The organism is Agrobacterium sp. 6Ca8, assembly GCF_055382765.1.
Genome location: NZ_AP026433.1, coordinates 96,929 through 115,293, shown reverse-complemented (window position 1 = coordinate 115,293; position 18,365 = coordinate 96,929). Strand labels below are relative to the sequence as shown.

Below are 18,365 nucleotides of genomic sequence, written 5' to 3'. Positions count from 1 at the left end.
TCCGTCAGCGCCGCCACAGCGGATATGGCACAAACCAAAATGCCTTGCCGAACGAGGCTTCTCCACCGGCAAGGTTTATCGCTTCGCAACAAGATCGGCCGAGCGGCTCTATTTGGTAACGAGCTTGTTCTTGATAAGGCCCACAATGATCTGGACAATCAGGCCGCCGACGCCGCCGCCAACAAGCTGGCCGGCAAGAGCGCCTATATCCATGCCGCCGGCGGCAGCAGTTCCCGCCGTCCCGAGCAGCGATCCGAGCACGGTTCCTCCGCCGATGCCGCCAATAGCGCCGGCAATCAGGTTGCCGAGCGCACCGAGATCAGAATCCTTGAGTATTTTTCCGCCGGCCGAACCGCCAACCGCACCGCCGACAATTTGGGCCAATATCGAAGTAAGATCCATGTCATCCTCCTCACAGGTTTCCCCGACCATTCGGGGAAACAATGCTTCCCATTCATGTCTGTTCGGGCCGGAGAAAGCGGGCCTTGAGCCTTAGTCTTTCTCGCCGAAAAGTTTCCAGACCACGGCGCCGATTGCGCCGCCGAGGATCGGAGCGAGCCAGAACAGCCAGAGCTGTTGCAGCGCCCATCCACCAACAAACAACGCCTGTCCCGTCGAGCGGGCCGGATTGACGGATGTGTTGGTGACCGGAATGGAGATCAGATGAATAAGTGTGAGAGCAAGGCCGATTGCGATCGGCGCAAAACCAGTGGGAACCCTGCCATGCGTCGATCCCAGAATGACGATCAGGAAAAATGCCGTCAAAATGACTTCGATCAGCAGCGCCGACACGAGCGAATATCCACCCGGCGAATATTCCCCGTAACCATTTGCGGCAAAACCGCCAATATCGGCACCGGCTTTGCCGGTAAGGATGACATAAAGCGCCCCCGCCGCGACGATCGCACCCAGAACCTGCGCCACTATGTAAGGAACGAGGTTCGATGCCGGAAATTTGCCAGCAACGGACAGACCGACGGAAACGGCCGGATTAAAATGACCGCCCGAAATACCCCCGACCGTATAGGCCATGGTCAAAACCGTCAGACCGAAAGCGAAAGCGACACCAAGAAAGCCAATGCCGAGTTCAGGGAAAGCAGCGGCAAAAACCGCACTGCCGCAACCTCCGAACACGAGCCAGAAAGTGCCAAGAAATTCCGAAAGAAGCTTGCGACTCATAACACTCCCCCAATAATGTTACGACCGCATCAACTATTACGTGCAATTTAATTGTAGTCAAGCTAAATCGCATAGTCGCACGTTTGCCGCAGCGATGGCGGTGACATGCGCGCTTTTGGCTGGCCAAGAAGTTGTTTGGATTGCCTTGAAAATATGGAGCGGGTGAAGGGAATCGAACCCTCGTATTCAGCTTGGGAAGCTGCTGCTCTACCATTGAGCTACACCCGCGCCGCGCACAAGACATCGGACAGTTCTTATCGGGTGTCAAGCACCCGACAGGATCATTACTCCGTGCGGAAATGCTTGGAGAGCTTCAGGCCCTGTGCCTGATAGTTGGAGCCAAGGCCGCTGCCGTAGAGGCCATCAGGTTTTTGCAACATGTGCTCGTAAACCAGCCGGCCGACGATCTGGCCGTGTTCGAGGATGAAGGGCACCTCGTGGCTGCGCACCTCGAGAACGGCGCGGCTGCCCGTGCCGCCCGCCTGCGCATGGCCGAAGCCTGGATCGAAGAAGCCCGCATAATGCACGCGGAACTCGCCCACCAAGGGATCGAAGGGTGTCATTTCGGCCGCATAAAGTGGCGGTACATGCACGGCTTCACGCGAAACGAGAATATAGAACTCATCCGGATCGAGGATCAGTTCGGCACGGCCGCGGGCGTATAGAGGTTCCCAGAAATCGAGAACATCGTGCTGAGCCTTCTTGTCGACATCTACCACCGCTGTGTGATGCTTGCCGCGATAGCCGATCAGCCCTTTTTCGCCAAAACCCTTTAGGTCGATGGAAAGCGCGATGCCGCCGCCGGTCACATTAGGGGTTTCGCTGGCGACCAGCATCTCCGTCTCGTGCAATTTCAGAAGCTCGGCTTCGTTAAGCAACGAGTGGCCGATGCGGAAACGGATTTGCGAGAGGCGCGAGCCACGGCGCACGACGACCGGGAAGGTGCGCGGGCTGATTTCCAGATAGAGCGGGCCGGCATAGCCCGCAGGTATCTTGTCGAATTCCTGCGCATTGTCGGTCATGACGCGGGTGAAGATATCAAGACGCCCCGTCGAGCTTTTCGGATTCGCCGAAGCCGACATATCCGCCGGCAGCTCCAGGCTCTCCATCAAGGGCACGATGTAGACGCAACCGGTTTCCAGCACCGCCCCCTCGCTCAGATCAACCTCGTGCAGGCTGAAGCGGTTGAGCTTGTCGATGACTCGGGTTCCGGGGCCGGGCATGAAACTGGCGCGCACGCGATAGGCTTTGGAACCCAGTCGCAGATCGAGGCTGGCGGGTTGCACCTGATCGACATCGAGATCAGCCTCGCTTTTCAGCTTGCCGCCCGCAAACAGCGCCCTGATCGCGCCATCCGCCAAAATGCCCGTGGTTCTGGTCATGATCATCATTCCTTTTTACGGCGACAAAACCAAAAGGAAAGCATTGACGCAAGCCGGTAACGGCAGTATGGCAAGCTTATCCCGTGGTGATTTGGCCGGTCGGCTTGCAGCCACGTTAAACAAGTGGCTAAAAAGACCGGGTGCTAGGAACCGGTCTGCTTTTGCGACCGGTTTTTTTGTTTTGAGGTGATCACATGAGCAATAAATGGCGCCCGGCAACCCAGCTCGTTCACGGTGGTACGCTACGCTCGCCCTATGGTGAAACGTCGGAAGCGATCTATCTGACCCAGGGTTTCGTTTACGAAAACTCCGAAGCCGCCGAAGCGCGCTTCAAGGGCGAAACGGATGGCTTCATCTATGCCCGCTATGCAAGCCCGACCAATGACATGTTCGAAAAGCGCATGTGCCTGCTGGAAGGTGCGGAAGACGCCCGTGCGCTTGCCTCCGGCATGGCCGCCGTTACCGCCGCCATCATGTGCCAGCTGCGTGCAGGCGACCATATCGTTGCTGCCCGCGCGCTTTTTGGCTCCTGCCGTTGGGTGGTAGAAACGCTTGCACCCAAATACGGTATCGAGTGCACGCTGATCGACGGACGCGATCTCAACAATTGGGAAAAGGCGATCCAGCCGAACACCAAGCTGTTTTTCCTCGAAAGCCCGACCAACCCGACGCTCGAAGTGGTGGATATTGCCGGCGTGGCGAAGCTCGCCAACCAGATCGGCGCGAAAGTGGTTGTCGACAATGTTTTCGCCACACCGCTTTTCCAGAAGCCACTCGAACTCGGCGCCCATATCGTCGTTTATTCGGCGACGAAGCACATTGACGGTCAGGGCCGCTGCCTTGGCGGCGTGATCCTTTCCGACAAGAAGTGGATTGAGGAAGAGCTGCAGGACTATTTCCGCCACACCGGCCCAGCCATGTCGCCGTTCAATGCCTGGACGCTGCTGAAGGGCATCGAAACCCTGCCGCTGCGTGTCAAGCAGCAGACGGCCAATGCCTCGAAGATCGCCGATTTCCTCGCCGACAGCGGCAAGGTTGCCAAAGTGATCTATCCGGGCCGCGCCGACCATCCGCAGGCAGACATCATCGCGCGGCAGATGTCGGGCGGCTCGACGCTCGTGGCTTTCGAACTGAAGGGTGGCAAGGAAGCGGCATTCGCACTGCAGAACGCGCTTGATATCGTGAAGATTTCCAACAATCTTGGCGATGCCAAGAGCCTCATTACCCACCCTGGCACCACGACGCACAAGAACCTGACCGACGAGGCGCGTGCCGAACTCGGTATTTCCGGCGGGACCTTGCGTCTTTCCTGCGGTATCGAAGATACGGACGATCTGCTGGAAGATCTGGCGAAGGGTCTTGCGGCCGTTTCAGTTTAAGGATTCGATCGACATATCGCCATGGCCCGACTTCCCCGTCGGGCCATGGCACGCATCCCGCCTGGGCGAAAGCCCGCGCGGGCAACCAATATTTACCTTTACCGTTATCCCTAACGGTGAAAAAACGGCGCAACAGAAGATGCGCGTGGTCGTCAAGTCATTCATTTTCTTGACGATAGCCAGAACCTGTAGTGTAGGATGATGGCAGCAGGGAAAATATCGAGGTGTGGCGCGTATGTATCGTGCTCTGACAAGGGATATCGAGGTAACGGTCGATCCGTATTATCTCGAGGAGCAGTCCGACCCGGATGACGATCGTTATGTCTGGGGCTATAAAGTCGTGATCTCGAACAATTCTGATGTTCCGATAACACTCGTCAACCGCTACTGGCACATCACCGACCAGAACGGACAGGTGGATGAGGTCTACGGGCCGGGTGTCGTCGGCGAAAAACCGCATCTGAACCCCGGCGACAGTTACGAATATTCATCCGGCTGCCCGCTGGATACGCCGTCAGGCCTTATGTTTGGCCATTATGAAATGGAAACGGACAAAGGCGAGGTGTTCAACGTCACCATCCCCGCCTTTTCACTGGATTCACCCGGCCTGTTGCGGGTGCTGAACTGACAAAAAAGCCGCGCCATTCACAAGCGCGGCTCTCCTCGTCAGACGTTTTCAAACTCGCTGACATCGTAGCGATAGGTCGTGGAGCAGAACTCGCACGTCACGGCAATCGCACCGTCTTCCTCACTCGCCTTGATCTCTTCGGCGGTGAAACCGGACAGCACACCCTTGATCTTGTCCCGTGAACAGCTGCAACGGTCGAAAATGACCTGCGGATCGTAGATGCGCACGCCGCTCTCGTGGAAAAGCCTGTAAAGCAGACGCTCCACTGGCACCTGCGGATCGGTCAGCTCGTCGGTATCCACCGTATTCAGCAGCGACACTGCCTCTGTCCAGGCATCGTCCTCCGCCACTTCATAATCGCCCTCGTCGCCGTCACCGCCATGGAGATCGCGCATGCGCAAACGCTCGGGCGCCTGCGGCAGGAACTGGGCAATCACGCCGCCTGCACGCCAGCTATGGCGCGGCTTGCCTTCGCCGTCACGGTCGAAGAACTGGGCAACGCCGAGGCGCACGCGGGTGGGAAGCTGTTCCGACTGACGGAAATAAACCCCGGCGATTTCTTCCAGCGAAGAACCGTCCAGCGGCACGATGCCCTGATAAGGCTGCATGCCGACGCCCTGATCGATGGTGAAGGCCAGAATGCCGGTTCCGAGCAGTTGTTCGGGCGAGGTTTGCCCCGCAGCAACAGCTTCCGCCAGCCGCTCCTCATCGAAACGGGCATAAGCGCGCATGCTCTCGGGCGCGGTGAAATCCGCCACCAGAAGGTCAACCGGGCCGTCGCCCTTCGTCTGCACAGTCAGCTTGCCGGAAAATTTCAGGGATGTGCCGATCAGCGCCGTCAGAACCGTTGCTTCCGCGAGCAGGCGGGCGACAATCTCGGGATATTCGTGACGTTCGAGGATGGCATTCAACAGCGGCCCGACCTGTACGGCGCGACCGCGCACGTCCAGACCTTCGACCTGAAAGGGCACAACCTTGTCGTCGCCAGCTAAATCGAGATTGTCCAGTTCAACCGTTACATCTGCCATGTCATAACTCCTTGGCGCAGCCGTTGCGCCGCTACCGTCCAAAAGTCCGGCTTTTAAAATGTACTTTTTCAGCTTGTCGCACAGAGATCCGGGAAGCGAAACCGCCTCCGGGGAAAATCGTGCAAATCGTGAGGTGGCCCGCCAGCGAAAAGCCGACGAGCGTCTTCGAAGCCCCACAGATGGGAATGTGCATCGCCGAGTTCAAGCACCCGGCCGATAGCGGTCAGATGACGCCCATGCACCATGCGATAATGGACTTCTGCGCATGGAGCCGGTTTTCCGCCTCGTCGAAGACCACCGATTGCGGCCCGTCGATTACTGCATCCGTTACTTCCTCGCCGCGATGCGCCGGCAGGCAGTGCATGAACAGCGCTTCCTTGTTGGCCTTCGCCATCAGCGCTTCATTGACCTGATAAGGCTGGAAGATATTGTGGCCGCGCGCCTTGTGTTCCTGGTTCATGGACACCCAGGTATCGGTGACGACGCAATCAGCGCCCGCCACTGCCTTGTCGGCATCGTGGTACAGCGAGATTTCGCCACCATTGTTGCGTGCCCAGTTCAGGAACTTGTCGTGCGGTTCCGAACCCATCGGGACTGCCATCGCCATGCGGTAACCGAAACGGGCGGAGCCTTCCACGAACGAATGCAGCACGTTATTGCCGTCACCCGTCCAGGCAATGGTCTTGCCCTTGACCGGGCCGCGATGTTCTTCGAACGTCAATATATCCGCCATGATCTGGCAGGGATGCGTGTCGTCCGTCAGGCCATTGATAACAGGCACGGTGGCGTGTTCGGCAAGCTCGAGCAGACGCGAGTGATCCGTGGTGCGGATCATGATGGCATCGACATAGCGCGACAAAACCTTGGCCGTATCGCCAATCGTTTCCGCGCGGCCCAGCTGCATTTCCGTGCCCGACAGGAACAGGGTCTCACCGCCGAGCTGGCGCATGCCGACATCGAAGGAGACGCGGGTGCGTGTGGACGGTTTTTCGAAAATCATTGCCAGCATCTTGCCAGCAAGCGGCTTTTCCGCCGTGCCGGTTTTGGTGGCAATCTTGCGCGTGCGCGCATCATCAAGAATTGTCCGCAGATCCTCCGACCCGACGGCCGAGAGGTCCAGAAAATGTTTTGGTGAACCCATTCTAATCTGTCCCATGCTTGCGAGCCCCTGAAGAGAGGCCCGCTCTTGATTTTTTCAGGCGCTTTTTGCCTGTTTCGCAACCGTCAGGGAGGCGGCAGCCGCGTCGATACGTGCAAGACCCTCACGGGCCTCTTCCGCCGTGGTGACGAGCGGCGGCAGAAGACGGATGACATTGTCGCCCGCAGGCACGCCAAGCAGATGCTCTGCGCGCATGGCCTGCAGCAATTCGCCCGAAGGAATCTTCGCCTTGATGCCCAGAAGCAGACCTTCGCCGCGAATTTCGTCGATCACGTCAGGATAACGGTCCTTGAGCGAGGCCAGACCCTGCCGGAAGACCAGCGCGACGTCACGGACCTTCTCGAGAAAACCTTCGGAAAGAACGACGTCAAGCACGGCATTGCCGACTGCCATGGCCAGCGGGTTGCCGCCATAGGTGGTGCCATGTACGCCCGCCGTCATGCCGGAAGCGGCATCTGCCGTGGCAAGGCATGCGCCGAGCGGGAAACCGCCACCGATACCCTTGGCGACCGCCATAATATCGGGCGCAACACCGGTATGTTCATAAGCAAACAGCTTGCCTGTGCGGCCGACACCCGTCTGGACCTCATCGAAAATCAGCAGCAGGCCGTGCTCGTCGCACAATCCGCGCAGGATTTGCAGGAATTCCTTGCTGGGCGAGCGAATGCCGCCCTCGCCTTGGATGGGCTCGATCAGAAGTGCTGCAGTCTCAGCCGTGATGACGGCCTTGAGGGCATCGACATCACCGAACGGAACCTGATCGAAACCTTCGACCTTGGGACCGAAACCTTCGAGGTATTTCTGCTGGCCACCCGCGGCGATCGTCGCCAGTGTACGGCCATGGAAAGCGCCTTCGAAGGACACGATGCGGAACTTCTCCGGATGGCCCTTGGTATAGTGATAACGGCGGGCGGTCTTGATGGCGCATTCCAGGGCTTCCGCGCCTGAATTTGTGAAGAATACCTTGTCCGCGAAAGTCGCTTCCGTCAGGCGCCTGGCGAGTTTTTCCTGTCCCGGTACTTCATAAAGGTTCGAGACGTGCCAGACCTTCTCGGCCTGCGTCTTGATCGCATCAACGAGGTGAGGATGGGCGTGGCCCAGCGAGTTGACAGCGACACCGGCCGCAAAATCCAGATATCGCTCGCCGCTTTCCGTGAACAGCCATACACCCTCGCCGCGCTCGAAGCGCAGGGGGGCTCTTGAAAACGTATCAAACAATGGCGCGCCGGCTTCGGCCATGGCTGTATCACTCCTTGCGCAGATGCGCTGTCAAACTGTTGTCAATAGGCTTGCGGGGTTATCCCTCGCCTGAAAATCAAAATGCCGCCTTGCGGCGGCAGGGGCACTATTGTCACTTCGTTTGCCGATGTCAACAAAAGTCAGCGTTTCCCGGGCTTCTCAAGCACTAGTATGCGGCGGCGGGCCAGCCCCAAGGTGTTGCCTTTCAGACTCAATACGCCAGCAAGTTGGGGAAAACCGGAAAATCGATTCCAGATGATTCCCGCGACTCTTGCCACGGAGTCGGGCTGGCACTAGGTTAATCGCTAATTACTAGACTGCATTGCGGCGGAACTAGTCACCGAAAATCAGGCGGAAACCACGCTTGCGGCATGCGCGCGAGACGGAGAGGGATTCTGCCGAAAATACACGCGACAAGCGGAGAAGCGGCATGAACTGGACAGACGAACGAGTCGAAAAGCTCAAGAAATTGTGGTCCGAGGGCCTTAGCGCCAGCCAGATTGCAGCGCAGCTGGGCGGCGTCAGCCGTAATGCCGTGATCGGCAAGGTCCATCGTCTCAATCTGCCGGGACGCGTCAAGGCTGGCGGTCCAGTGACTTCGGCACGCTCCGCGCCGAAGCGTACCGCTGCCCCTGCACCGCGTGCGACGACTTTCGCAGGTCGCGTCAACGCGGCTCCGGCGCGCATCCTCACCCGTTCGAACGCGGCAACGGCGCTGCACGAGGAGATCGATATCGAGACCGCGCAGGTTCTCGATTACGTTCCTTCCAAGAACGTTGTCACGCCGATTTCCCGTCGCCTGACGCTGACGGAACTGACCGAGCGCACCTGCAAATGGCCGGTTGGCGATCCGCTGAAGGACGACTTCCATTTCTGCGGTTGTGAAGCGCTGGAATCTTCGCCCTATTGCAAGTTCCATGCGAAACTCGCCTACCAGCCGGTGAGCGAACGCCGCAAGGCTTGAGTGTTGCGGCACGCATTCAGCACTCAAAAATTACGGGCCTTCGGGCCCGTTTTTTTTGACAAAAATAAAGCCGCTTTCTGGGCGGCTTGATGGCAGGCCTCACACTTTCCCCTTACCATTGGGCGTGACCCTTCAATCCGGATTTCAACGCGCCGCCGATCTCCTACGGTCAAAACGGACAATGGCATCGAGTTTGGCGGATATTCATATTGAAAAAGCCCGAAACCGTTTCAGATTTCGGGCTTCCTGATTTTTTGGTGCATTACTTCGCCAGCGAAACTATCTGGTTTCGCTTCGCTCAGGCTTCCATCGAATATCCCGCACCACGCACCGTGCGGATGACATCCTGCATGTGCGAGAAATTCAGGGCCTTGCGCAGACGTCCGACATGCACATCGACAGTGCGCTCGTCGACATAGATATCATGACCCCAGACGCCATCCAGCAATTGCGAGCGGGAAAACACCCGACCCGGCGACGTCATCAGGAATTCCAGCAAGCGGAATTCCGTCGGGCCGAGGCGCACTTCGCGGCTTTTGCGGTGAACGCGATGGGTCTCGCGGTCCAGTTCGATATCGCCGCATTTGAGCACCGACGACAGAACTTCCGGACGGGCCCGGCGCAACATGGCCTTGACCCGGGCCATGAGTTCCGGCGTCGAGAACGGCTTGACGACATAATCGTCAGCGCCGGTAGCGAGACCGCGAACCCGTTCGCTCTCTTCGCCACGCGCCGTCAGCATGATGATGGGCAGGCGTTCCGTTTCCGGCCGCATTCTCAAGCGCCGGCACAGTTCGATACCGGAGACACCGGGCAACATCCAGTCCAGGATAAGAAGATCCGGAATGCGCTCCTGCAGCCTGATTTCCGCCTCATCGCCACGGGGTATCGTGTCGACGTCGTATCCCTCAGCCTCGAGATTGTAACGAAGCAGGACGCTCAACGCTTCCTCGTCTTCCACAACTGCAATCTTGGGCACCATATGCTGAACTCCGCAAGCTTCTGCTTGTCTGTTACTCGGTCACCGAACCAAGCGTGTTGGAACTGTCGTCCTTCGGACGCTCGCCCTCCGGCTGGCTGCCGGTGGTCATGTAATAGATCGTCTCTGCGATATTCGTCGCATGATCGCCGATACGCTCGATGTTCTTGGCGCAGAACAGAAGATGCGTGCAGGTGGTGATGTTGCGCGGGTCTTCCATCATGTAGGTCAGAAGCTCCCGGAAGAGCGACGTGTACATGGCATCGATTTCCTCGTCGCGTTCACGGATCGCATTGGCCTTTTCGGCGGAACGCGTGGAATAGACGTCGAGGACTTCCTTGAGCTGCACCAGCGCCAGGTCGGACAGATGCTCGATGCCGCGGGCGAGCTTGCGCGGAACGCCGGTGCCGGCGACAGCGATAACGCGCTTGGCCGTGTTCTTGCCAAGATCGCCGACGCGTTCGAGATCGGCGGCGATACGCAGGGTGCCGATGATCTCGCGAAGGTCTGCCGCCATCGGCTGACGCTTGGCGATGGTTACGATCGCCTTGTCGCCGATTTCGCGCTCAGCGTGGTCGAGAATGGTATCGTCCGAAATGACTTTCTGCGCAAGCGCAGCATCGGAATTGACGAGTGCGCGCACGGCGTCACCGCACATCTGCTCGGCAAGACCGCCCATTTCGGCGATGCGGCGCGTCAGAAACTTCAGTTCGTCGTCATAGGCAGACAGGATATGCGAATGGGTCGTTGTCTGTGTCATGGTCTATTCCTCCGGCTTGGCCTGCATGCGCGTGCCCAACAGCGGGGCACGGCAGAGGCACCAGTCTTGTACGGTTACGATAAAGCACCGGCCGGGGATCAGCCGAAGCGGCCCATGATGTAGTCCTGCGTGCGCTGGTCGTCCGGATTGGTGAACATCTTGTCGGTTTCGTTTTCTTCGACAAGATGACCAAGATGGAACATGGCCGTACGCTGGGAAACGCGCGCCGCCTGCTGCATGGAGTGCGTGACGATGACGATGGTGTAGTTGGTGCGCAGTTCGTGGATCAGTTCCTCGACCTTCGCAGTCGCGATCGGATCCAGCGCCGAGCACGGCTCGTCCATCAGGATCACTTCCGGGCTGACGGCAACCGCGCGTGCGATGCACAGACGCTGCTGCTGGCCACCGGAGAGGCCCGTGCCGGATTCCAGCAAACGATCCTTCACCTCGTTCCAGAGACCCGCTTTCTGCAGGCTATGCTCGACGATCTGGTCCATATCCGCCTTGTTGCGGGCGAGACCGTGGATACGCGGGCCGTAGGCGATGTTCTCATAAATCGTCTTCGGAAACGGGTTCGGCTTCTGGAACACCATGCCGACGCGGGCACGCAGTTCCACGACGTCGATCTGCTGATCGTAGATATCGTCGGTATCGAGCGTGATCTTGCCGGTGACCCGGCAACCGTCGATCGTGTCGTTCATGCGGTTCAAGGTGCGCAGGAAAGTGGATTTACCGCAACCGGACGGGCCGATAAGTGCAGTCACCGTGTTTTCGCGGACATTGAGGTTCACGTCGTAAAGCGCGCGCTTTTCGCCGTAATAAACCGAAACATCCTTGCCGATCATCTTGTATGAGACTTCATTCATTTTCTTGTCCAGCGCCTTTTCAACTGCTGCTTCCGACAACATGTTCATTGCTCTAGCTCCCTCTACCAGCGCCGCTCAAAGCGGCGACGCAACAGGATTGCGCCAACATTCATGAGAATGAGGAACAGAAGCAGGATGATGATAGCGCCAGATGTCCGTTCGACAAAGGCACGCTCAGCTTCGTTCGCCCACATGTAAATCTGCACCGGCAGGGCCGTGGACGGATCCATAGGCGTTGTCGGATAGTTCGCGACGAATGCCACCATGCCGATCAGAAGCAGCGGCGCCGTTTCGCCCAGTGCGTGGGCGAGACCGATGATGGTGCCGGTCAGAATGCCAGGCATTGCCAGCGGCAGGACGTGATGGAAAATCGTCTGCATCTTGGAAGCGCCAAGACCGAGTGCGGCGGCGCGGATCGACGGCGGCACGGCCTTCAATGCAGCGCGGGTGGCGATGATGATCGTCGGCAGGGTCATCAGCGTCAGGACGAGGCCGCCGACCAGCGAGGCCGAGCGTGGAAAGCCCATGAAGTTGATGAAGACGGAGAGACCGAGCAGACCGTAAACAATGGAGGGAACAGCCGCCAGATTGTTGATGTTGACCTCGATAAGGTCCGTCAAACGGTTCTTGGGGGCAAATTCCTCCAGATAGATGGAGGCCGCAACACCGATCGGCAGCGACAGCACCAGCACGATCAGCATCATGTAGAACGAGCCGATCAGCGCAACGCCAACACCCGCGGCTTCCGGACGGCTCGAAGCGCCGTTGACGAAGATGCCGGTATTGAAATGCTTGCCAAGCTGTCCGCTTTCCACGAGCTGGTTCATCCAGCCGAGCTGCTGGTTCGAGATACGGCGGTTTGCTTCATCCCCCGACATGTCGACCTGGCCCTTGAAGGCGCTGTCGACATCACCCGACGCCAGAAGCGTGACGCTGCGCGTGGTGCCGATGACGGACGGATCGGCGACGACGATATCACGCAGCTGGGTGCGTACGCTGTCGGAGATCATGACGTTGACGGCGCGAAGACCGGCCTTATCCGTCGGCGCGACGCCGAGAACCTTTGCCACCGCATCACGGGCGAGGACGGGATAGTTGGCCGTCATCAGCTTTGCCGGATTGGTTGCGCGCTCGTTCTTTGGATCGATGATCAGTTCGGAAAACTCGACCGGAACGGTGATCATCGTCTGCTGGAAGGCGGTGTGACCCTTGGATACGACCGACCAGAGCAGCAGAAAGAGGAAGATGAGGCCGAACGAGATTGCTGCCAATCCATAGGCGCGGAAGCGGCGTTCAGCTGCATAGCGACGCTTGATGCCGATATCACGGCGCGTGGCCTTGTTCACGGCGGCAGCACCGGCCGCCGGAGAAACGATGTCGGTCATTCATATTGCTCCCGGTATTTGCGCACGATGTAAAGCGCGTAGATATTCAGGCAAAGCGTGATTGCAAAAAGAGTTATGCCCAGCGCGAAGGCCACCAGCGTTTGCGGCGAGGTAAACTCAAGGTCACCCGTCAGCTGGCTGACAATCTTGACCGTCACTGTTGTCATGGGTTCGAAGGGGTTGAGCTGCAGGCGGGCAGCGACACCAGCCGCAAGAACCACGATCATGGTCTCGCCGATCGCACGCGACGCCGTCATCAGCACGGCGCCGACGATGCCGGGAAGAGCGGCGGGAAGGATGACCTTCTTGATGGTTTCAGAGCGCGTGGCGCCGAGACCGAGAGAGCCATCGCGCAGCGAACGCGGCACGGCGGTGATGATGTCGTCAGACAGCGACGAAACATAAGGGATCAGCATGATGCCCATGACGAAGCCGGCGGTGATGACGCTCTGCGCCTGGATGAAGTTGGCGTAGTTGCCTGTCGCAAGACCGCTGATCTGCGTGGAAATGTCTCGCAGGAAAGGACCAACGGTCGTCAGCGCGAAGAAGCCGTAGACGATTGTCGGGATGCCCGCGAGCACCTCGAGCAGCGGCTTTACAATCGAGCGAAGGCGCGGCGTCGCATATTCCGACATATAGATCGCCGAAAACAGCCCGACCGGAACGGCGACCAGCATGGCGACGAAACCAATATAGAGCGTGCCGGCGAGCAGCGGGATCAGGCCGAACTGGCCGGAAGAGTCGGTCGCACCGGCAGCGGCAAAACGCGGATCCCATACCGTTCCGAAGAAGAACTGGTGCGCCGGAACCATGGTGAAGAACTGAATCGCTTCTGAAAGCATCGAAAGGACGATGCCGATGGTCGTCAGGATGGCGATGGACGACGCGACGACCAGAGCCGCGAGAATGACCCGCTCCACCCTGTTGCGTGCCCGAAAACGCGGCGCGATTGAACGCAGTGCATAAGCGGCACCCGCGAATGCGGCCAGCAGCACGGTGGCGATCATGCCCAGGCGGCTGGTGGAGGTCATCGCATTCAGCGTCTGGGCGGCATCGACCATGAAACGCTGGGGTTCGCCGGCAATTGCCACGCCCTTCGATGCCAGAAGCGATCTTACCGCAGCCGTATCCGCATCAACCTTTGCGGTTTCTTCCGGCGTCAGACGCTGAAGACCGCGGGCGATGGACGTTACCATGCCGTAGGTCAGGCTCTGCTGCGCTTCGGATTGGGAGCGCACATCTTCGGGAAATTCGCCACGCACCGCAGAGGTAACGATCAGCGGGCTGATAACAAGCCAGATACAGAGAATGAGCGCTGCGGGCAGCACCGCCCAGACGACAGCGTAGGAACCGTGATAACCGGCACGGGAATGCATGCTGGAGGGACGCCCACCAGACAAAGCAACGGCGCGGCGGCTGCCGAGCAGATAACTGCCGATGCCGATCAACACCAGTATCAGCAAAAGGATCGATGTGTTCATTAGAGTTCCCTCGTCGTGCCTCAAGAGCACGGTGCGATATCGGGCAAATCAAAAAGTCATCAAAACGAGACCGCTGGACCATCCAGAGATGCTTGCCGCCTGACTGTAACAAAGTCTGGCAAGCGTCAAGGTTGATACATCCTATCCATCTGTAATCCATCAACAATTATGTGGACGGCGATGGATGGGAACTGTCAACCGTAGACAGCCGCCTTAAGCACAACGGTACCGGAGCGGAGAGAGGGGTGCGGCAGGCCGCACCCCTCCTTGTTTATTACATCGAAGCGCCGGCAGCGAACTTGGAGCGAATTTCTTCGCGTTCTTTTTCCGGAGCGGCAACAAGGCCGTAGTTTGCGAGCGGGGAGTCGGGGCCGATCATTTCGTCAGAAACGAAGAACTCGACATATTCCTTGAGGCCCGGGATAACGCCCAGGTGAGCCTTCTTCACGTAGAAGAACAGCGGGCGCGAAACCGGGTACTTGCCGCTGGCAACGGTTTCCGTGGACGGAACAACGCCGCTGACGGTCGCAACCTTCAGGCGGTCAGCGTTGTTCTCATAAAATGCCAGGCCGAAAACGCCGAGGCCGGTCTTGTTGGCGTCGATGCGGGCAAGCGTCTCGGTGTAGTCGCCGTCGATGTCGACTGCAGCGCCGTCCTTGCGAACTGCAACGCACTTGGCAGCAGCCTGCTTGGCGTCGGTGATCAGCGCCTTGATGGCGTCGGTCGCCTTGGCTTCCTTGCAGCCGTCAGCCATGATCTTCTCTTCGAAGACTTCGCGTGTGCCGTGCTTGGAACCCGGAATGTAAGCGGCGATCGCTACATCAGGCAGTTCCTTGTTGATTTCCGACCACTTCTTGTAAGGGTTGGCGACGAGCTTGCCGTCCTTGACGATTTCAGCGGCGAGCGCGAGGTACAGATCCTTCGGCTCGAGCTTGATGTCCTTGTTGGAAGAGTCCATTGCGAAGACGATGCCGTCGTAGCCGATCTTCACTTCCTGAACGTCGGCAACGCCAGCGGCCTTACAAGCGGCAAGTTCGTCGCTCTTGATCGGGCGCGAAGCGTTTGCAATGTCGATGGTGCCTTCGCCGACGCCGGAGCAGAACGCCTTCAGACCGCCGCCCGTGCCGCCAGACTCAACAACCGGAGCCTTGAAGTTCGGGAAAGTCTCAGCAAAAGTTTCGGCAACGATCTTGGCATAGGGCAGAACCGTGGAGGAACCAGCAACCTGGATCTGGTCGCGAGCAGCGGCGGCGCCAGCGAAGGCGACAGAAGCCACCAGAGCTGCTGCGGAAAATTTAACGAAGTTCATTTGTCTCTCCCGTCGTGGGCTTGTTTGTGGACGCAGCCGATAGCGGCAGACGCTCTTAGCATGCGCTCGGCGGTCTCTTCTTAACCACCGTAACCACTTCCTTTTATGTCACTTCGGTGAAAGATTTGTGACAGCCTAAATTATTGATTTTATTTATAAAATTTTTCGAAGCTGAAGACTGTAACGTACTCTATGTCAGAATCTGACGGTAAAGTCCGTGCCATTGCCCAGTTCCGATTTAATGATGAGGCGGGCGCGGTGGCGGGTGAGGATGTGCTTGACGATGGCAAGCCCGAGGCCGGTCCCTTTTTTGGAGCGACTGTCAGCGACACTGACGCGGTAAAACCGTTCCGTCAGACGCGGCACATGTTCAGCAGGAATGCCCGGCCCCTTGTCAATGACGCTCACCTCCACCGGCTTACCGGGTTCGGCACGCAGCCAGACATCCACGACCTTGCCTTCCTGGCCATATTTACAAGCATTTTCAACGAGGTTCTGAAACACTTGCACCAGCTCGTCGCGGTCGCCCTGCACTTCTGCCGGCCGGTCGGGCAGATGCAGCGTAATAACCACATCCAGCTCGTTGGCGAGCGGCAGCAGCGCATCCCGGACATGGCCGATGACTGGGACGAGATCGACCTTCTGGTCCGGCGCAATATTCGCCCGCAATTCCAGCCTTGAAAGCGACATGAGGTCATCCACCAGCCTGCTCATGCGTGTGGCCTGATCCAGCATGATGGCGAGGAAACGTTCCTGCGCTTTGGGGTCGTTGCGGGCCGGCCCCTGCATGGTTTCGATGAAACCGCGCAGCGAGGCGAGCGGGGTGCGCAATTCATGGCTTGCATTGGCGACGAAGTCGCTGCGCATGCGGTCGATGCGGCGAAGCTCCGAAACATCGCGGAACGACAGGATGTAGAACGGTGGACCCGCCGCCTCTCCCGCATCCGCCCGGGCAATGCGGACGATGAAGACCCGCTCTGAGGGAAAACGCTCGGAATGCTCGACCTGGTTGGGCTGGCCGGTGGTGATGGTTTCGCGAATGACATCCAGCAAGCCCGGCGAACGCAGCCGAGCGGAAATATGCGCGCCGGCCGGAAGCTGGCCAAAGGCGCGTTCCGCCGCGCCGTTCTGATAAAGAACGCCTGCGTTTTTATCGAGGATGAAGACCGGCGTATCCAGAACGGCCAGACCCGCCCTCACCCCGGAAATGACGTTTTCGCCGGGCACATCAGGTTCTTCCGCCTCAGCAGCTGCGGTTTCATCCTTAGCCGGCTCCTCCGGCTTTTGCCGAGCGGTCAAAATAGCGATGACGGCACAGAGCCACAGGACGGCGGGCATATAGGGCGTTTGCAACTCAGAAACGGCAGCGACGGCAAGCATGCTGACGACGAGAACAGGCAACCAGTTTCGGCCAAGCTTTTTCGCAAAAAGCTTCAATCCACTCTCGCCTTTCATGACTGCCATTTCAGCACACTTTCCACTTTCACCTGACAGCGCATCGGAGTCTCATAGGCCAGCTTCATGACAGAGATTCATCATCGCGTATTTTCCACAGCGTATATGCGCAAAATCTGCGCCGCAATCGTCACTGCGATAGCACTCCGGCTAACCAATCCTCTTTCACTTGAATTATGCGGGTGGATATGAACTCATTGGCAGCGAGTTGCCTTTACACAACAACATCAGGAGGAAAGCATGGGCGAAGAAACGAAGAAGCGATCGGTGGAGATCACCATTGGCGGCAAGCTGCGCAGCTTCGACATCGACGATCCGGTTCTTCCCGACTGGGTGGAGGAGAAAAAGCTTTCCGCCGGAGATTTTCCTTACGACAAAAAGATGAAGCGGGAGGAATACGACGCCACCCTCGAGGCGCTGCAGGTGGAGCTGGTCAAGGTGCAGTTCTGGCTGCAGGCCACCGGCAAACGGGTGATGGCAGTCTTCGAAGGACGCGATGCTGCCGGAAAGGGCGGCGCGATCTTTGCGGCCCACGCTTACCTCAACCCCCGCTATGCCCGTGTCGTGGCGCTGACCAAACCAACCGAGACCGAGCGTGGCCAATGGTATTTCCAGCGCTATATCTCGCATTTCCCGACGGCTGGAGAATTCGTCCTCTTCGACCGTTCCTGGTATAACCGCGCCGGGGTGGAGCCTGTCATGGGCTTCTGCACCCCGGAAGAGCACAAGCGCTTTCTCAAGGAAACACCACGCCTCGAAAAGATGCTGGTCCATGAGGGTGTTCATCTGTTCAAGTTCTGGCTTGATATCGGCCGCGAAACGCAGATCGAGCGCTTCCATGACCGTCGCCACAGCCCGCTGAAATGCTGGAAGCTTTCCGACATGGATATCGCCGCGCTGACGAAGTGGGACGACTACACACAAAAGCGCGACGAGATGCTGGAAAAGACCCACACCGATGTCGCCCCGTGGACGGTGGTGCGCGCCAACGACAAACGCCGTGCGAGGGTGAACCTCATTCGCCACATCCTCAATACGCTTGACTACGACGGCAAGGACAAAAAGGCGATTGGCGAAATCGACGACAAGATCCTTGGATCAGGACCGGGTTTTCTGAAATAAGACTGGGAGACGTCAACAAGCGCCCCGGCTGCGGCGCTTGTTCCCTCTTC

17 protein-coding genes, 1 tRNA gene and 1 riboswitch are annotated in these 18,365 nt (G+C 58.5%); of the genes, 4 read left to right on the top strand and 14 right to left on the bottom strand.

Annotation, left to right across the window (positions count from 1 at the left end; genetic code table 11):
* Positions 1-108: 108 nt before the first annotated feature.
* The 4 genes from ACZ5A6_RS00550 to ACZ5A6_RS00535 form a co-directional block, all read right to left on the bottom strand.
* Complete coding sequence (locus ACZ5A6_RS00550; RefSeq protein WP_019564341.1) at positions 109-402, bottom strand: hypothetical protein; 294 nt, start codon at positions 400-402, stop codon at positions 109-111.
* A 90-nt stretch (positions 403-492) separates the two neighbouring features.
* Positions 493-1,179 (bottom strand): aquaporin Z, encoded by a 687-nt coding sequence (aqpZ, locus tag ACZ5A6_RS00545; protein WP_065688362.1) that lies wholly within the window; start codon positions 1,177-1,179, stop codon positions 493-495.
* 154 nt (positions 1,180-1,333) lie between these two features.
* Positions 1,334-1,407, bottom strand: a tRNA-Gly gene (locus tag ACZ5A6_RS00540).
* 56 nt (positions 1,408-1,463) lie between these two features.
* Entirely contained in the window at positions 1,464-2,561 is a 1,098-nt protein-coding gene (locus ACZ5A6_RS00535) for a 2'-deoxycytidine 5'-triphosphate deaminase (RefSeq protein ID WP_111804437.1), read from the bottom strand.
* A gap of 73 nt (positions 2,562-2,634) precedes the next feature.
* Positions 2,635-2,713: riboswitch (SAM riboswitch) on the top strand.
* Positions 2,714-2,755: 42 nt separating this feature from the next.
* On the opposite strand from ACZ5A6_RS00535, the gene ACZ5A6_RS00530 reads away from it, so the two are divergent.
* A complete protein-coding gene (locus ACZ5A6_RS00530) occupies positions 2,756-3,940 on the top strand; it encodes an O-succinylhomoserine sulfhydrylase (RefSeq protein ID WP_003514934.1) in 1,185 nt (394 codons plus the stop codon).
* A gap of 235 nt (positions 3,941-4,175) precedes the next feature.
* Positions 4,176-4,568 carry a Co2+/Mg2+ efflux protein ApaG gene (apaG, locus tag ACZ5A6_RS00525; protein WP_003514932.1) on the top strand — a complete coding sequence of 131 codons (393 nt, stop codon included), beginning with the start codon at positions 4,176-4,178 and terminating at the stop codon, positions 4,566-4,568.
* Between the two features lie 38 nt (positions 4,569-4,606).
* Here apaG and ACZ5A6_RS00520 read toward each other — a convergent pair whose 3' ends face one another.
* The 3 genes from ACZ5A6_RS00520 to ACZ5A6_RS00510 all read right to left on the bottom strand — a co-directional run bounded on the left by ACZ5A6_RS00520 (position 4,607) and on the right by ACZ5A6_RS00510 (position 7,994).
* The gene (locus tag ACZ5A6_RS00520; protein WP_003514930.1) at positions 4,607-5,596 is read right to left on the bottom strand and encodes an Hsp33 family molecular chaperone; all 990 of its coding nucleotides are present in this window, start codon (positions 5,594-5,596) and stop codon (positions 4,607-4,609) included.
* A 223-nt stretch (positions 5,597-5,819) separates the two neighbouring features.
* Positions 5,820-6,737, bottom strand: coding sequence for an ornithine carbamoyltransferase (argF, locus tag ACZ5A6_RS00515; RefSeq protein WP_003514928.1), 918 nt, complete (start codon positions 6,735-6,737; stop codon positions 5,820-5,822).
* 54 nt (positions 6,738-6,791) lie between these two features.
* Positions 6,792-7,994, bottom strand: a complete 1,203-nt coding sequence (locus ACZ5A6_RS00510; RefSeq protein WP_003514925.1) for an aspartate aminotransferase family protein — start codon at positions 7,992-7,994, stop codon at positions 6,792-6,794.
* Positions 7,995-8,424: 430 nt separating this feature from the next.
* On the opposite strand from ACZ5A6_RS00510, the gene ACZ5A6_RS00505 reads away from it, so the two are divergent.
* The gene (locus tag ACZ5A6_RS00505) at positions 8,425-8,958 is read left to right on the top strand and encodes a GcrA family cell cycle regulator (protein ID WP_003514924.1); all 534 of its coding nucleotides are present in this window, start codon (positions 8,425-8,427) and stop codon (positions 8,956-8,958) included.
* Positions 8,959-9,256: 298 nt separating this feature from the next.
* Here the strand turns inward: ACZ5A6_RS00505 and phoB are convergent, their stop codons facing one another.
* The 7 genes from phoB to phoR all read right to left on the bottom strand — a co-directional run bounded on the left by phoB (position 9,257) and on the right by phoR (position 17,193).
* Positions 9,257-9,940 (bottom strand): phosphate regulon transcriptional regulator PhoB, encoded by a 684-nt coding sequence (gene phoB / locus ACZ5A6_RS00500; RefSeq protein ID WP_003493692.1) that lies wholly within the window; start codon positions 9,938-9,940, stop codon positions 9,257-9,259.
* A 31-nt stretch (positions 9,941-9,971) separates the two neighbouring features.
* The gene (gene phoU, locus ACZ5A6_RS00495; protein ID WP_003514921.1) at positions 9,972-10,697 is read right to left on the bottom strand and encodes a phosphate signaling complex protein PhoU; all 726 of its coding nucleotides are present in this window, start codon (positions 10,695-10,697) and stop codon (positions 9,972-9,974) included.
* A gap of 98 nt (positions 10,698-10,795) precedes the next feature.
* Positions 10,796-11,611, bottom strand: coding sequence for a phosphate ABC transporter ATP-binding protein PstB (gene pstB, locus ACZ5A6_RS00490; RefSeq protein WP_003514913.1), 816 nt, complete (start codon positions 11,609-11,611; stop codon positions 10,796-10,798).
* Between the two features lie 14 nt (positions 11,612-11,625).
* Entirely contained in the window at positions 11,626-12,948 is a 1,323-nt protein-coding gene (gene pstA / locus ACZ5A6_RS00485; RefSeq protein ID WP_003514911.1) for a phosphate ABC transporter permease PstA, read from the bottom strand.
* Positions 12,945-14,429 (bottom strand): phosphate ABC transporter permease subunit PstC, encoded by a 1,485-nt coding sequence (gene pstC, locus ACZ5A6_RS00480; RefSeq protein ID WP_003514909.1) that lies wholly within the window; start codon positions 14,427-14,429, stop codon positions 12,945-12,947. The genes pstA and pstC overlap by 4 nt, the downstream gene beginning before the upstream one ends.
* Before the next feature lie 274 nt (positions 14,430-14,703).
* A complete protein-coding gene (locus ACZ5A6_RS00475) occupies positions 14,704-15,738 on the bottom strand; it encodes a substrate-binding domain-containing protein (protein ID WP_003514907.1) in 1,035 nt (344 codons plus the stop codon).
* A 195-nt stretch (positions 15,739-15,933) separates the two neighbouring features.
* Entirely contained in the window at positions 15,934-17,193 is a 1,260-nt protein-coding gene (gene phoR, locus ACZ5A6_RS00470) for a phosphate regulon sensor histidine kinase PhoR (RefSeq protein WP_046205579.1), read from the bottom strand.
* A gap of 240 nt (positions 17,194-17,433) precedes the next feature.
* On the opposite strand from phoR, the gene ppk2 reads away from it, so the two are divergent.
* Positions 17,434-18,315 (top strand): polyphosphate kinase 2, encoded by an 882-nt coding sequence (ppk2, locus tag ACZ5A6_RS00465; RefSeq protein WP_003514903.1) that lies wholly within the window; start codon positions 17,434-17,436, stop codon positions 18,313-18,315.
* Positions 18,316-18,365 lie beyond the last annotated feature (50 nt).